At 68.4% G+C, this 13,396-nt stretch carries 15 protein-coding genes; 11 read left to right on the top strand and 4 right to left on the bottom strand.

Translation table 11 applies throughout. From position 1 onward, the window contains the following. The 4 genes from AC1DU6_RS08165 to AC1DU6_RS08150 form a co-directional block, all read left to right on the top strand. Positions 1–1,405: alpha/beta fold hydrolase (locus AC1DU6_RS08165; protein ID WP_477856620.1), on the top strand; the 1,405-nt coding region annotated here is incomplete at its 5' end. Further along, complete coding sequence (locus AC1DU6_RS08160; protein ID WP_457321018.1) at positions 1,402–2,196, top strand: ABC transporter ATP-binding protein; 795 nt, start codon at positions 1,402–1,404, stop codon at positions 2,194–2,196. The genes AC1DU6_RS08165 and AC1DU6_RS08160, both read left to right, overlap by 4 nt. Continuing rightward, complete coding sequence (locus AC1DU6_RS08155; protein ID WP_457321016.1) at positions 2,193–3,356, top strand: ABC transporter permease; 1,164 nt, start codon at positions 2,193–2,195, stop codon at positions 3,354–3,356. Before AC1DU6_RS08160 ends, AC1DU6_RS08155 begins: the two co-directional genes overlap by 4 nt. A 12-nt stretch (positions 3,357–3,368) precedes the next feature. Next, positions 3,369–3,884 (top strand): hypothetical protein, encoded by a 516-nt coding sequence (locus AC1DU6_RS08150; RefSeq protein ID WP_457321015.1) that lies wholly within the window; start codon positions 3,369–3,371, stop codon positions 3,882–3,884. On the opposite strand, the gene AC1DU6_RS08145 is transcribed toward AC1DU6_RS08150, so the two are convergent. The 4 genes from AC1DU6_RS08145 to AC1DU6_RS08130 all read right to left on the bottom strand — a co-directional run bounded on the left by AC1DU6_RS08145 (position 3,881) and on the right by AC1DU6_RS08130 (position 6,865). After that, complete coding sequence (locus AC1DU6_RS08145) at positions 3,881–4,375, bottom strand: hypothetical protein (RefSeq protein WP_477856618.1); 495 nt, start codon at positions 4,373–4,375, stop codon at positions 3,881–3,883. The two genes, AC1DU6_RS08150 and AC1DU6_RS08145, sit on opposite strands and share 4 nt — an antisense overlap. Before the next feature lie 20 nt (positions 4,376–4,395). Further along, positions 4,396–5,445 (bottom strand): TlpA family protein disulfide reductase, encoded by a 1,050-nt coding sequence (locus AC1DU6_RS08140; RefSeq protein WP_457324042.1) that lies wholly within the window; start codon positions 5,443–5,445, stop codon positions 4,396–4,398. A 160-nt stretch (positions 5,446–5,605) separates the two neighbouring features. Beyond that, the gene (locus AC1DU6_RS08135) at positions 5,606–6,574 is read right to left on the bottom strand and encodes a Bug family tripartite tricarboxylate transporter substrate binding protein (protein ID WP_477856617.1); all 969 of its coding nucleotides are present in this window, start codon (positions 6,572–6,574) and stop codon (positions 5,606–5,608) included. Between the two features lie 33 nt (positions 6,575–6,607). Further along, positions 6,608–6,865, bottom strand: coding sequence for a YkgJ family cysteine cluster protein (locus AC1DU6_RS08130; protein ID WP_477856616.1), 258 nt, complete (start codon positions 6,863–6,865; stop codon positions 6,608–6,610). A gap of 118 nt (positions 6,866–6,983) precedes the next feature. Here AC1DU6_RS08130 and mnmG point away from each other — a divergent pair, with 118 nt between their 5' ends. From mnmG to AC1DU6_RS08095, 7 genes are all read left to right on the top strand, one after another. Further along, complete coding sequence (mnmG, locus tag AC1DU6_RS08125; protein WP_477856614.1) at positions 6,984–8,933, top strand: tRNA uridine-5-carboxymethylaminomethyl(34) synthesis enzyme MnmG; 1,950 nt, start codon at positions 6,984–6,986, stop codon at positions 8,931–8,933. After that, complete coding sequence (rsmG, locus tag AC1DU6_RS08120) at positions 8,930–9,556, top strand: 16S rRNA (guanine(527)-N(7))-methyltransferase RsmG (protein ID WP_457324038.1); 627 nt, start codon at positions 8,930–8,932, stop codon at positions 9,554–9,556. The genes mnmG and rsmG overlap by 4 nt, the downstream gene beginning before the upstream one ends. A 126-nt stretch (positions 9,557–9,682) precedes the next feature. Next, positions 9,683–10,456, top strand: a complete 774-nt coding sequence (locus AC1DU6_RS08115) for a ParA family protein (protein WP_477856612.1) — start codon at positions 9,683–9,685, stop codon at positions 10,454–10,456. 37 nt (positions 10,457–10,493) lie between these two features. Further along, positions 10,494–10,928, top strand: coding sequence for a hypothetical protein (locus AC1DU6_RS08110; RefSeq protein WP_457324037.1), 435 nt, complete (start codon positions 10,494–10,496; stop codon positions 10,926–10,928). Continuing rightward, positions 10,925–11,464, top strand: coding sequence for a GNAT family N-acetyltransferase (locus tag AC1DU6_RS08105; RefSeq protein ID WP_457324036.1), 540 nt, complete (start codon positions 10,925–10,927; stop codon positions 11,462–11,464). The genes AC1DU6_RS08110 and AC1DU6_RS08105 overlap by 4 nt, the downstream gene beginning before the upstream one ends. Further along, positions 11,457–12,215: a GNAT family N-acetyltransferase gene (locus AC1DU6_RS08100; protein ID WP_477856610.1), complete on the top strand. Its 759-nt coding sequence runs from the start codon at positions 11,457–11,459 to the stop codon at positions 12,213–12,215. Before AC1DU6_RS08105 ends, AC1DU6_RS08100 begins: the two co-directional genes overlap by 8 nt. A 100-nt stretch (positions 12,216–12,315) precedes the next feature. After that, the gene (locus AC1DU6_RS08095; protein ID WP_457323023.1) at positions 12,316–13,338 is read left to right on the top strand and encodes a DUF4892 domain-containing protein; all 1,023 of its coding nucleotides are present in this window, start codon (positions 12,316–12,318) and stop codon (positions 13,336–13,338) included. Positions 13,339–13,396: the final 58 nt, after the last annotated feature.

Here is a 13,396-nt window from a genome sequence, read left to right as displayed (position 1 = left end):
GCTCAAGCCCTGCCGCATCGACGGCATCCCCAACGAGCTCCAATGCGGCAGCCTGCAGCGCCCGCTGGACCCAGCCCGGCCGGACGGCGTGAAGGTCGACATCCACTACCTCGTGGTTCCGGCGCTGGCGCGCAACAAGCAGCCCGACGCGGTGCTGCTGCTGGCCGGCGGGCCTGGCCAGAGCGCGATCAAGGTGGCCGCGCGCGTGCTGCCGCGCCTGTCCAGGCTGAACAACCGCCGCGACCTGGTTTTCATCGACCAGCGCGGCACCGGCCAATCGGCGCCGCTGGACTGCCCCGACGACAGCAAGCTCTCCGTCGCCGAGCAGCTCGAGCCCAGCGCCCAGATGCGCCGCATCGACGAATGCCGCGCCGGGCTGGAGAAGCTGCCCTATGGCCAAAACGGCGGCCTGCGCTTCTTCACGACGACCATCGCCATGCAGGACATGGACGCCGTGCGCGAGCAGCTGGGGGTGCCGCAGTGGAACCTCGTCGGCGCCAGCTACGGCACGCGCGCCGCGGTGGAGTACCTGCGCCTGTTCCCCGCCAAGGTCCGCCGCACCGTCATCGACGGCGTCGCGCCGCCGGACATGATCCTGCCGGCCAGTTTCTCGACCGATGGCCAGGCGGCGCTGGACAAGCTCTTCGAGGCCCACGCCAAGACCCACCCCGAGCTGCGCGCCGACTGGCAGAAGCTGCTGGCCTCGCTGCCGCGCCAGGTCAATGTGCAGCAACCGCTGACCGGCGTGCCCGAGCGCTTCACCGTGGACCGCGACCTGGTGATGCGTTCCGTGCGCGGACCGCTCTACCAGCCAGCCCTGGCGGCCGCCTTGCCCGCCGCCATCCACACAGCGGCTAGCGACGGCAACTTCGCCTCCCTCTTCGGCCTGACGACGGCCTTCGGCTCCAGCCCCTCGATGCGCCTGGCCATGGGCATGCACTTCTCGGTCATGTGTGCGGAGGACGCGCCCCGCATCGCCGAGGCCAAGGACGCGCCGGGCGCGGACTTCCGCACCGTCGATGCCGAGATGTATGCCCGCATCTGCAAGACCTGGCCGCGCGGCGACGTGGCGGCCGACTTCTACAAGATCCCACCCGCGCCCAGCCCGGTCCTTGTGCTGAGCGGCGGCGCCGACCCGGCCACGCCGCCACGCCACGGCGAGCATGTCGCCAAGGCCCTGGGAGCTGGCCATCCGGAGCGCGTGCAGCACGTTGTGGTCGCCGAGGCGGGCCACGGCGTCATGGCCGTGGGCTGCATGCGTGACCTGATGTTCCGCTTCATCGACGCCAAGCAGGACGCGGCCGCCCTGCCCCAGGACGCCGCCTGCGCCACCCGCATCCCACGCCCTGTCGCCTTCCAGCCCGTTCAGCCCGCTCCGCCCGTCCACGGAGGGGCGGCCCAATGATCGACATCCAGGACGTTCACAAGCAGTTCATCGCCCAGAGCGGTGGCAGGCTCTTCAAGCGCCGAAACTCCAAGGACGGCAAACGCGTCGTGCATGCGGTGCAGGGCGTCAGCGTCAAGGCCGCCAACGGCCGCATCACCGGCCTGCTGGGCGCCAATGGCGCGGGCAAGACGACGACGCTGCGCATGCTGGCCGGCTTGTTCCCGCCAGATGCGGGCGCCATCAGCGTCGACGGCATCGCCGTGAAGGACGCGCCGCTGAAGGCGTTGTCGCGCATGGGCATCCTCGGCGATGCGCACGGCCTCTACCCCCGCCTGTCGGCGCGCGAGAACATCGTCTACTTCGGCCGGCTGCAGGGCATGAGCCCCGATGCCGCGAACGCGCGTGCCGAGGACCTCGCGAAGCTGCTCGACATGGGCGACATCCTGGACCGCCGCGCCGACGGCTTCAGCCAGGGCGAGCGCATGAAGACAGCGCTGGCCCGCGCGCTGGTGCACGACCCCGCCAACATCGTGCTCGACGAGCCCACCAACGGCCTGGACGTGCTGGCCACGCGCGCCCTGCGCGAGGCCCTGCGCTGGCTGCGCAGCCCCGAAGGCGGCGCCAAGTGCATCGTCTTCTCGACCCACATCATGCAGGAGGTGGAACACCTCTGCGACGAGGTCGTCGTCGTGTCCAAGGGACGCAGCGTCGCCCGCGGCAGCGTGCCGGAGCTGCTGGAACTGGCCGGCGAATCGCGTTTCGAAGACGCCTTCGTCAAGCTCGCATTTCCTGAAGAGGTGGCCGCGTGAAACAAGCCCTGATCGTTTTCATCAAGGAGCTCAGCGACGCGCTGCGCGACCGACGCACGCTGCTGCGCCTGGCTGTCCCCGCGGTGCTAATGGGGCCGCTGCTGCTGATGGCGCTGTCGGGCCTGATCGCCTCGCTCGAGGAGCGCGCCGAGAAGCGCGAGGTGCTGGCCGTCGGCATCGACACCGCGCCGACGCTGAAGAACTTCATCGAGCGCCAGACCTACACGCTCAAGGCCGCGCCCGAGGACTACGAGGCCCGGCTGCGCGCCACCACGCTGCTGGAGCCGGTGCTCGTCGTGCCCAAGGACTTCGAGGCCAAGCTGCTGGCCGGCGAGGCGCCGACGGTGGAGGTCGTCAGCGACAGCGCCAACCAGCGGGCCGAGGCGGGCGTAGGCGCCATCAAAAGCCTGCTCTGGGGCTTCAACCGCGAGCGTGCCATGCTCAACCTGGCGATGCGCGGCGTGTCCACCGAACTGCTCGAAGCCACGGACGTGCAGGAGCGTGACCTCGCCAGCGCCCAGGCCCGCGCGGCGCGGCTGACCGGCATCATCCCAATGTTCATCCTGATGGCCGTGCTCTACGGCGCGTTGACCGCAGCACTGGACAGCACGGCAGGTGAGCGCGAGCGCGGCTCGCTGGAACCGCTGCTGATGAACCCAGCTCCGCACGGCGCCATCGTGGCCGGCAAGTGGGGCGCCGTCGCGCTGCTGGGCATGGCCGTCGCGCTGCTGTCCTCCTTGAGCTTCGTGCCGGCGCAGTGGCTGCTCAAGAGCGACGTGCTGCAGGCCCAGTTCAGCTTTGGCGGGCCCGAGGTGCTGGCCTTCTGGCTGATCCAGATCCCGCTTGCGGCGGGCCTGTCCGCCCTGCTGATGGCGCTGGCCATCCGCTCCAAGACCTTCAAGGAGGCCCAGGCGGGCAGCACGCTGGTCATCACCGCCGTCACCTTGATGCCCATGGTCAGCCTGCTCAACCCGGGTGGCGAGGCGGCCTGGTACTACTGGGTGCCAGGTCTTGCACAGAACACGCTGATGATGGCCGTGCTCAAGGGCGAGGCGCTGCGCTGGGGCCAGGTGATGCCGGGCGTGCTCGTCGGCATCGCGCTGACGGTGGCGGCCCTGCTTTACGTGGCCCGCTCGATGCGGGCGGCGGTGGCACGGTAAGCTGCCCACCGCATGAAAAGCATCGTCTCCATGGCGGCCACGGCGCTGTTGCTGTCCGGCTGCACCAGCTTCAAGAGCTTCACTGCCTTCGAAGCCGCCACGCCGCCGGACTACAGCGGCGCCACGGCCAATGTCGCCGACAAGGTCGTGGCCATCAGCCCCCAGCAGTTGCACGTCTTCGAGATGACGCAGGTCGACGACCGGCGTCTGTCCAGCAGCAGCATGGCCAGCACGCGGGCGGGTCAGGGCAGCGGCATGACCGTCACGCCCGTGTCACTGACCAACGAGTTGCCGTTGCACGCGTCCCGCGTGCGGCTGCAGGCTGCGACCCAGTACGCCTCGCCGATGCTCGCGATGTCGAACCCGAATTGCCGCACGGTGGGCGAGGTGAGCTTCTCGCCGCAGGACGGCAAGCGCTACACCGTTGCCGGCCGCATTGCCGCCGACCGCTGCGAAGTCTGGATCGAGGAGATGGCGACCGGGCAGGTCGTCACCGAGAAGCTCACCGGCCCGGGCACCGAACGCTAACCAAGCCGTCGAGCGGCCGCCTTGAGCAAGGCCCGCGAATACCAGCGGTGAAAGCCCAACAGCGCGTGGAAGACCCGGCCGAAGCGCGGCTCGCCGCCAGGCTCGCGGCGGCGCGGCACGACGGCCGAACCGAACCACAGCGTCGTACCCATCGCACCCGCCTCGGCCTTGAACCAGGAGCGCGTGGCGCCGCTGTCCTCGTGCATCAGCAGCTCGTCGCGCTCGCGGGCCTCGACCGTCCAGACGGCCAGGCGCGCGCCCTCACCGCGGGCGACGGCGCGCGCCATCGCGTCACTGGACGGGCGGCCGGACAGCGCAATCAGCGCTCGCTCGACCTTGAAGAGACGCGTCGTGTAGAAGGCCTCGACAAACTCGGCGAGAGTCACCGCGCGCGGGACCTTCAGCGTGTAGGCATCGGCAAAGGCACCGTGCTCCTTGGCCAGGCGGGCGAGCAGGCTGGCGGGTGGCAGCGCGGTTTCTGTGGGCGTCATGCCGCCAGCCTAACCGCCGATCAATGCAAACCGTCCAACAGGGCCTGGCGCAGCGTCGCCTCGTCGGCATTGCCTTGATGGCGACGCATGAGCTGCCCGTCCTGGAAGGTGAAGTAGATCGGCAGGCCGGGCACGGCGTACTGGGCGACGAAGTCATTGCGGCTCACCGACGTCCAGGGCTGGAAGGCCACCCGCACGAAGCTGATGCCCTTGGCCTGCTGGTTCTGGGCCAGCGCATTGAACGAGGGGTTCGCGCGGATGCAGTAGATGCAGCCTGGGTCGTAGGAGCTCAGCTGCAGCACCACCCAGCCCTTGGTCTTGCGCAGCCAGGCGCTCAGCTCGGCGGGTGCAACCTCCTTGACGAAGGGGCTGGTCGCTGCTGCGGCCGCTGATGCCGGCACCGGCGGGTTGGTTGCCGTGCGGCCCGGCGGTGACGGCAGCGGCGCATCGGCCACGGGGGCACGCTGACGTTCGACATAAGCGAGCAGCGGCCCGCGATCCAGGTTGGTCGCGCTGATCGCCTTGACGGTGGACGCATAGCCCCCGTACACCGTGCCCACCCGAATGGCCACGACGGCGTCGGCGCGATGGGCGATGAGGTACATGCCGCGGTCGCCAAAGGCCTGCCAGGTCAGCTTCTTGGCCAAGTCGAGTTCATGGAACCAGTAGACCGCGGCATCCTCGGCACCGTCGGCCGCCTTGCAGGGGAAGTCGCAGACCGTGATCAGCTCGAAGCCCTGCTCGCGCAGCTGGCCGGCGTAGTGGCGGGCCACCAGCAAGGGGCTGTCGTCGGCCTCGTGCTTGTACTGCGTCATGACGACACTGCCCTCGTAAGGCAGGCGCCAGCGGCTCGTGCGGTTGCCGCCCTGGGCACGCTCGGGCGGGCTGATCGGCAGCGCGCCGGCTTCCAGCGGGTTGTCGTAGCGGCCCGTCTGCTGGGCCCGCGGATAGGGCCGCAGCTCGGCCACGGCGGCCTGCGCACTGGCGATGCACGCCAGCAGGGCCGCAGCGCCCAGCAGTTGACGATGCCAGGCCTTCACCGCGCCGCGGTGACTTTGTTCGATTCTCATGTTTCTCCCTGAACTTCCAACCACGCCGGGCGCGGCGGCGGCAGTCTAGGAGGGACGGAGAACGGTCAGCCCGATGAACTGGTTACGACCTGTTTGCTAGGGGGCTGTCGGTGCCGTCTCCTGCTCCATGGGAGTGTCGGAGACGGTCGTCATTCGGGATTCAATCCGGCCTGACCTTGGCCCGCAGGATGACGGGCTTCCAGCGCTGCTGCTCCTGGGCGATGAAGGCGGCGAACTGGGCCGGCGTGTTGCCGACAGCCTCAGCAGAGTCGGCACCCAGGCGCTCCTTGGAGCCCACCGAGCGGATGGCCTTGGCCGCCTCGACAGCCAGCTTGTCGACCGAGGCCGGCGCCATGCTGGACGGTGCCAGCAGCCCGTACCACTGCGTCATCTCGAAGCCGGGGAAGCCCTGCTCGGCCACGGTCGGTACGTCGGGCAGCTGGGGCAGGCGCTCGCGCGAGCCGGTGGCCAGGCAGCGCAGCTTGCCAGCCTTAATGAACTGCAGCACGGCCGGCGCGCCGACGGCTGCGGCCTCCAGGCGCGCGCCCAGCAGATCGGTCAGCTGCGGGCCGGTGCCGCGGTAGGGCACGTGCAGCATGAAGAGATTGGCGGCCATCTTCAGGTATTCCATCGCCAGGTGACCGGCGCTGCCATTGCCGGCCGAGCCGTAGTTCAGCTGGCCCGGGCGCTTGCGCGCGTAGGCGACGAACTCCTGCAGCGTCTTGGCGGGCACGTCGGGATGGACGACGTAGAGACTGGGCACCTTGGCCAGCAGCGTGACGGGCCGGAAGTCCTTGACCGGGTCATAGGGCAGCTTGTCGAAAATGAAGGGGTTCACGGCCAGCGTGCCGATGTGGCCGAGCACCAGGGTGTGCTGGTCGTCCGCGCGGGCGACCTCGGCCATGGCGACATTGCCGGCGCCGCCCGGCTTGTTCTCGACATACATGGTCTGGCCCAGCGACTTGGTCAGCTCGGCGGCGACGGTGCGCGCGACGATCTCGCTGCTGCCGCCCGGCGCAAAGGGCACGACGAGGCGAATGGTGCGGCTGGGYCAGGGGGTCTCGGCGAGGCTCGGCAGGACCAGACCGGCGGAGGACAACAGTAGCAGGCGGCGTTGCAGATCGGTCATGGCGGCGTGACAAAGAGCGGGCGTGGCCCGACTCTAGCCGGGCGCCGTTTCCTTCTCCATCMAACCCAGCCAGCGCATGGCCTGCTCGCGGTTCTCGCCACACATCTCCTCATGCGGCGGCAGCGAGCCGCAGACGGCGGGGCGCTCGGGCTGCCCAAAAATACGGCAGCGGAGTTCGTCGTCCAGCTGCAGGCAGCGCACACCCGCCGGCTTGCCATTCGGGTGGCCGGGGATGGGCGAGCTGATCGACGGGGCGATGCAGCAGGCGGCGCAATGCGGGCGGCATTCCATAACGGCGGAATTGTCCCTGCCGCATGAGCCTGAACGGGGTGACTTATCCACAGCCGCTTCGTAAAATTCGCGGTTCGCCTAGGCGCCTTGCCCGGCGATTGCTCTTTCCAGGATCCAGATGCTTTACCCCAAGGAATTCGATGTCATCGTCGTCGGCGGTGGCCATGCCGGCACCGAGGCGGCGCTCGCTGCCGCCCGCATGGGCGCGCAGACGCTGCTGCTGACCCACAACATCGAGACCCTGGGCCAGATGAGCTGCAACCCCAGCATCGGCGGCATCGGCAAGGGCCACCTTGTGAAAGAGGTCGATGCGCTGGGCGGCGCGATGGCGCTGGCCACCGACGAAGGCGGCATCCAGTTCCGCATCCTCAATGGCTCCAAGGGCCCGGCCGTGCGCGCCACCCGCGCCCAGGCGGACCGCATCCTCTACAAGGCCGCCATCCGCCGCATGCTGGAGAACCAGCCCAACCTGCAGCTGTTCCAGCAGGCGGTGGACGACCTGATGGTGGAAGGCGACCGCGTCGTCGGCGCCGTTACCCAAGCCGGCATTCGTTTTCGCGCCCGCGCCGTCGTGCTGACGGCCGGCACTTTCCTGGACGGCCGCATCCACGTCGGCCTGGAAAACTACAGCGCCGGCCGTGCCGGTGATCCGCCGGCCGTGTCGCTGTCGGCACGGCTCAAGGAGCTGAAGCTGCCGCAGGGTCGACTCAAGACAGGCACGCCGCCACGCATCGACGGCCGCACCATCGACTTCAGCAAGTGCGAGGCACAGCCCGGCGACCTGGATCCGGTGCCGGTGTTCAGCTTCATGGGCAAGGCGGCGATGCACCCGCAGCAGGTGCCGTGCTGGATCACGCACACGAATCTGAAGACCCACGAGATCATCCGCAGCGGCTTCGACCGCAGCCCCATGTTCACCGGCGTCATCGAGGGCGTGGGCCCGCGCTACTGCCCGAGCATCGAGGACAAGGTGAATCGCTTCGCCGACAAGGACTCGCACCAGATCTTCCTGGAGCCCGAGGGCCTGACGACGCACGAGGTCTACCCGAACGGCATCTCCACCTCCCTGCCCTTCGACATCCAGCTCGCCGCGGTGCGCAGCATCCCGGGCCTGGAGAACGCCGACATCCTGCGCCCCGGCTATGCCATCGAGTACGACTACTTCGACCCGCGCGGCTTGAAGGCCTCGTTCGAGACCAAAGTCATCCAGGGTCTGTTCTTCGCCGGCCAGATCAACGGCACGACCGGCTACGAGGAGGCCGCGGCCCAAGGCTTGTTCGCCGGCCTGAACGCGGCGCTGCAGGTGCGTGGCGAGGCGGCATGGACCCCCGCGCGCGACCAGGCCTACCTGGGCGTGCTGGTGGACGACCTCATCACCAAGGGCGTGACCGAGCCCTACCGCATGTTCACCAGCCGCGCCGAGTTCCGGCTGCAGCTGCGTGAGGACAACGCCGACGCACGCCTGACTGAAACCGGCCGCCAGCTCGGCTTGGTGGACGACGCCCGCTGGGCAGCGTTCAATCGCAAGCGCGACGCTGTTTCACGTGAAACCGAGAAGCTGAAGAACACTTGGGTGCATCCCGGCATCCTGGCGGCGGCGGATGCGGAGCGTCTGGTCGGCAAGGCGCTGGAGCGTGAATACACACTGGTCGAACTGCTGCGCCGGCCCGGCGTCGTGTTTGACACCGTTGCCGAGGTCGCTGCGATTRCGCGACCCGAAGCCGGTGTTTCACGTGAAACACTGACCGCCGAGCTGGGCCAGGAGCTTGCCGACCTCGTCACCGAACAGGTCGAGATCAGCACCAAGTACGCTGGCTACATCAACAAGCAGGTCGACGACGTCGCCCGCGCCGCCCATTTCGAGCATCTGAAGCTGCCCGACGAGCTGGACTACGGCCTCGTCCACGCCCTCTCCTTCGAGGCCCGCCAGAAGCTCAACAAGCACAAGCCCGAGACGCTGGGCCAGGCCTCGCGCATCTCCGGCATCACCCCGGCCGCCATCTCGCTGCTGCTGGTGCATCTGAAGAAGGGCAAGTTCAAGGGCTTCACGGAAGCGGAAGCGGCATGAGGGACACGCTCCAAGCGGCAGCCATCGAACTCGGCCTCGAACTCAGCGACACCCAACTCGACCAGTTGCTGGCCTACCTGGCCCTGCTGCAGAAGTGGAACAAGGTCTACAACCTGACCGCCGTGCGTGACCCGGCGCAGATGCTGAGCCACCACCTGGTGGACAGCCTATCCGTCATCGCGCCGCTGAAGCGTCACGGCGCGACGGCCCGGCTGATGGATGTGGGCGCCGGGGGCGGCCTGCCCGGTGTCGTCATCGCGATCTGCTGCCCCGGCACCGATGTGAGCTGCGTCGATGCCGTCGCCAAGAAAACCACCTTCATCCAGCAGGTCGCAGCCGAGTTGAAGCTGCCCAATCTGCGCGGTGTGCACAGCCGCGTCGAGGCGCTGAGCACCGAACCCTTCGGCGTCATCACGTCCCGCGCCTTCGCCTCGCTGGTCGATTTCACCAGCTTGACCCGCCAACACTTGGCCGAAGGTGCGGTCTGGATGGCCATGAAGGGCCAGCACCCGGCCGACGAGATCGCTGCCTTGCCCGCCGACGTGGATGTGTTTCACGTGGAACAACTGGTCGTTCCGGGCCTGGACGCCCAGCGCTGCATCATCTGGATGCGGCCTAAGTAGAAACAAAGCCACAGAGACACAGAGGCACGGAGAAATTCAGCTTCTCTCCTCTGTGTCTCTGTGCCTCTGTGGCTGTGTTCGCCTTTATCCTCGCGCCTCGAACCCGACGCCCCGACAAACCAACAGATGGCCAAGATTTTCTGCATCGCCAACCAGAAGGGCGGCGTCGGCAAGACCACCACCACCGTCAACCTCGCCGCCGGCCTGGCCCAGATCGGCCAGCGCRTGCTGGTCGTCGACCTGGACCCACAGGGCAACGCCACCATGGGTTCCGGCATCGACAAGCGCAAGCTGGAGCTGACGGTCTATGACGTGCTGCTGGAGTCCGCCTCCCTGGCCGAGGCCAAGACTCGTGCCGAGAAGGCCGGCTACGACGTTCTCGGCGCCAATCGCGAACTGGCCGGCGCCGAGGTGGATCTGGTGGCGCTGGAACGCCGTGAGGCCCGCATGAAGGCCGCCCTGCTCGATGCTGGCAAGGACTACGACTTCATCCTCATCGACTGCCCGCCGTCTCTGTCCATGCTGACTTTGAACGGCCTGTGCAGCGCCCACGGTGTCATCGTGCCCATGCAGTGCGAGTACTTCGCACTCGAAGGCCTGACCGACCTGGTCAACACCATCAAGCAGATCCACGCCAACCTGAACCCCGACCTGCAGATCATCGGCCTGCTGCGCGTCATGTTCGACCCGCGCATCACGCTGCAGCAGCAGGTCAGCGACCAGCTCAAGGCTCACTTCGGCAACAAGGTCTTCGACACCGTCATCCCGCGCAATGTGCGGCTGGCCGAGGCGCCAAGCTACGGCCTGCCGGGCGTGGTGTTCGACCCCAGCTCCAAGGGGGCCCAGGCCTTTGTCGAGTTCGCCAAGGAGATGGTGAGGCGGATCGAGACGATGCGGTGAGAACCCGCTGATGCGCTGGAGGCGCGCACTGTCCTGGGTGGCGCTGGCCATCGCCGCACTGATCGGCGGCTGCTCGGTGCTGCTGAATCAGCTGTTCCCCGCCGATCTGTGCGCAACCGAGGTCTTCACCAAGGTGCGGTCGCCCAGCGGCAAACTCACGGCCATCGTCTATGAAATCGACTGCGGCGCGACCACCGGTTTCTCGCGCCAGGTGGTCATCGTCCCCACGACCGAGCGGCGCATTGATCCCCAAGCCCTACCTCGCGGCTTCTTTGCCATCTCGCTGGGCTCGGCCGTCGACGACCATCTGTCCATGCGAGACGGCCTCGTCGATCTCCATTGGTTGGCCGATGATCATCTGGACATCGCTTACCCTGCCGGCTCACGCCCGATCCGATCCGCGGCCCGCAGCGACGGTGTCGACATGACCTACCGGACCTATCTCAACGCCCCCGATGGCGCAAAGCCATGAGCTTGGCTGTCCTGCGCCCCATGACGCCGGCCGACGCGGACGCCGTCGCCGCCCTGCACGCCATCAGCTGGCGCAGCGCCTACCGCGGCATCGTGCCCGACAGCTTTCTCGACCACGACGTGTTCGCCGAGCGCCAGGCCATCTGGCGTGAGCGCCTGCAGACGTCGCCGGCTGCGTCCGCCTTCGGCATCGTCGCGGAAGACGCCGCCGGCCAGATGATCGGCTTCGCCTATGTGCTGCCGGGCCACGACCCAGTCTGCGGCACGCTGGTCGACAACCTGCATGTCCACCCCGAGCTGAAGGGCGGCGGCATCGGCCGCCTGCTGCTGCAAGCCATCGTCCGCGAGCTGGGGCCGGCGCACAACCAGCCTCTGCACCTGTGGGTACTGGACCAGAACGAACCCGCCAAGCGCTTCTACGCCCGCATGGGCGCCGAGTTCATCGACCCCGGCACGACCCCGCCCTTCGGCGGCGTCTGCCTGCCCGAATGGCGCTGCATCTGGCGCGACCCTGCCGTGCTTCTGTCCCATGCCTGAGACCGGCATTCAGGCCCTCGCCCTGCGCGCCGAGCATGCCGGGCTCGACGCCAGCGCCCCGCCCCAGCAGGCCGACATCGACGGCTGGCTGATCCGGCTGTCGCCCGGCAAGGCCAAGCGCTCGCGCTGCATCAATGCGCTGCGCCAGGGCAGCCTGCCGCTGGATGAGCTGCTGGCCCGTTGCCAACGCGCCTACGACGCCGCCGGCCTGCCGCTGGCCGTGCGCGTGACGCCCTGGAGCCAGCCGGCCGACCTCGACGCCTTGCTCGCTGCCAAGGGCTGGGGGGTGTTCGATGCGGCCGACGTGATGGTGCTGGGCGACCTCGCTCCCGAGCCGGCTCCACCCGCCCTCCAGGCCCTCGATGCCAACGCCTATGCCGCCGCCGTCGGCGCGCTGCGCGGCTCTTCCGTGACGGCCATCGCCGCCCACGCCGAGCGCATTGCTAACGCCCCGGTCACCTACCATGGCTTCGCACTGAACGACGCCTCGGGCGCCCTGCTGGCCTGCGGGCAAATGGTCGTCGATGGCGACATCGTCGGCCTCTACGACATCTTCTCCGCCGTGCCGCGCCAGGGCCATGGCGAGCGCCTGTGCCAGGCCTTGCTGGCCCTCGCCCACGCGCAGGGCGCTCGCCAGGCCTATCTGCAGGTAGGCAGCGACAACGCCGCCGCCCAACGCCTCTATGCGCGCATGGGCTTCGTCTTCGCCTACCGCTACCACTACCGCAGCCCGGAGAAGCAACTCGTCTGACGGCGAGTCACTTCTTTCGGCTCCCACGTTTGCAGGTCGCTGTGGCGAGGGTCTCGCGCGTTGGCTGCGTCAACATCGCGCCTCCAACCCGCCGCCACTCATGACGCCACTCCGCGCTGCCCTCGCCCTTCTTGCCGCCCTGACCCTCGCCACTGCGCAGGCCGACGCCCCCAAGGCCGACGTCGCCAAGAGCGCCGACCACCCCGTCCTCAAGCGCTTTGCCGGCAGCGTGCTGGTGGGCTATGCGCAGCAGGACTGGGAGCAGCGCAGCTTTCCCGACGCCAGCGGCGTGTCCAAGACCGAGAACGACAAGTTCAATCGCCCGGTCAGCCTCGAAGGCAAGGTGACCCGCCTCTTCTACCTGGCTCCGCTGGGCAAGAGCCCGCTGGAGGTCTACCGCAACTACCAGCAGGCGCTGATCGCTGCCGGCTTCAAGACCACCTGGCAATGCGAGAGCGAGGCGCAGGGCTGCACCAAGGCCTATTTCGCGCTGGACGGCACCGAGCGTGCCAAGGGCATGCGCTGGGCAGAGGGCAACCTGCCGGCCGCACGCGGCGACAGCAGCTGGAACCTGGAGATGTCCCTCAGCTACGAGCAGGCCCGCATGATGGTGGGCACGCTGGCCAGCGGCGGCCGCTCGCTGAACCTGCTGCTGTTCACGTCCATGGCCGAGAACGAGTACACCAACCGCGCCGCCACCTACATCGAAATCGTCGAGCCCAAGGCCATGCCCGCCGGCCAGGTCACCGTCGACGCCAAGGCCATCGGCCAGGGCCTGCAGGCTGAAGGGCGCATCGCCCTGTACGGCCTTTTCTTTGACACCGGCAAGACCGACATCAAGCCCGAGAGCAACGCGCAGCTCGACCAGATGGCCGCCGTGCTCAAGGCCCAGCCGGCGCTGAAGGTGCTGATCGTCGGCCACACGGACAACGTCGGCGCAATCGACGCCAATCTCGCGCTCAGCGAAGGCCGCGCCAAGGCGGTCGTCGCGGCGCTGACCCAGCGCGGCATTGCGGCCACCCGGCTGCAGGCGCGCGGCATCGCCAACTTCGCGCCCGTGGCGCCCAACACCAGCGACGACGGCCGCGCCAAGAACCGCCGCGTCGAGATGGTCCTGCAATAACGCCGGCAACGACGACGCCATGAACATCACCCTCCGCTTCTCCGCCGCCCTGCTGGCC

The organism is Roseateles sp. P5_B10 (genome assembly GCF_056400485.1).
Note: the sequence above shows the minus strand (reverse complement) of the source record. Positions and strands in the feature narration are given on the sequence as shown.

Bases quoted from the DNA above. Each gene is read 5' to 3' on its own strand.
- AC1DU6_RS08160 (WP_457321018.1), top strand. From the start codon at position 1,402: ATGATCGACATCCAGGACGTTCACAAGCAGTTCATCGCCCAGAGCGGT.
- AC1DU6_RS08150 (WP_457321015.1), top strand. From the start codon at position 3,369: ATGAAAAGCATCGTCTCCATGGCGGCCACGGCGCTGTTGCTGTCCGGC.
- AC1DU6_RS08145 (WP_477856618.1), bottom strand. From the start codon at position 4,375: ATGACGCCCACAGAAACCGCGCTGCCACCCGCCAGCCTGCTCGCCCGC.
- AC1DU6_RS08140 (WP_457324042.1), bottom strand. From the start codon at position 5,445: ATGAGAATCGAACAAAGTCACCGCGGCGCGGTGAAGGCCTGGCATCGT.
- rsmG (WP_457324038.1), top strand. From the start codon at position 8,930: ATGAGGGACACGCTCCAAGCGGCAGCCATCGAACTCGGCCTCGAACTC.
- AC1DU6_RS08105 (WP_457324036.1), top strand. From the start codon at position 10,925: ATGAGCTTGGCTGTCCTGCGCCCCATGACGCCGGCCGACGCGGACGCC.
- AC1DU6_RS08100 (WP_477856610.1), top strand. From the start codon at position 11,457: ATGCCTGAGACCGGCATTCAGGCCCTCGCCCTGCGCGCCGAGCATGCC.
- AC1DU6_RS08095 (WP_457323023.1), top strand. From the start codon at position 12,316: ATGACGCCACTCCGCGCTGCCCTCGCCCTTCTTGCCGCCCTGACCCTC.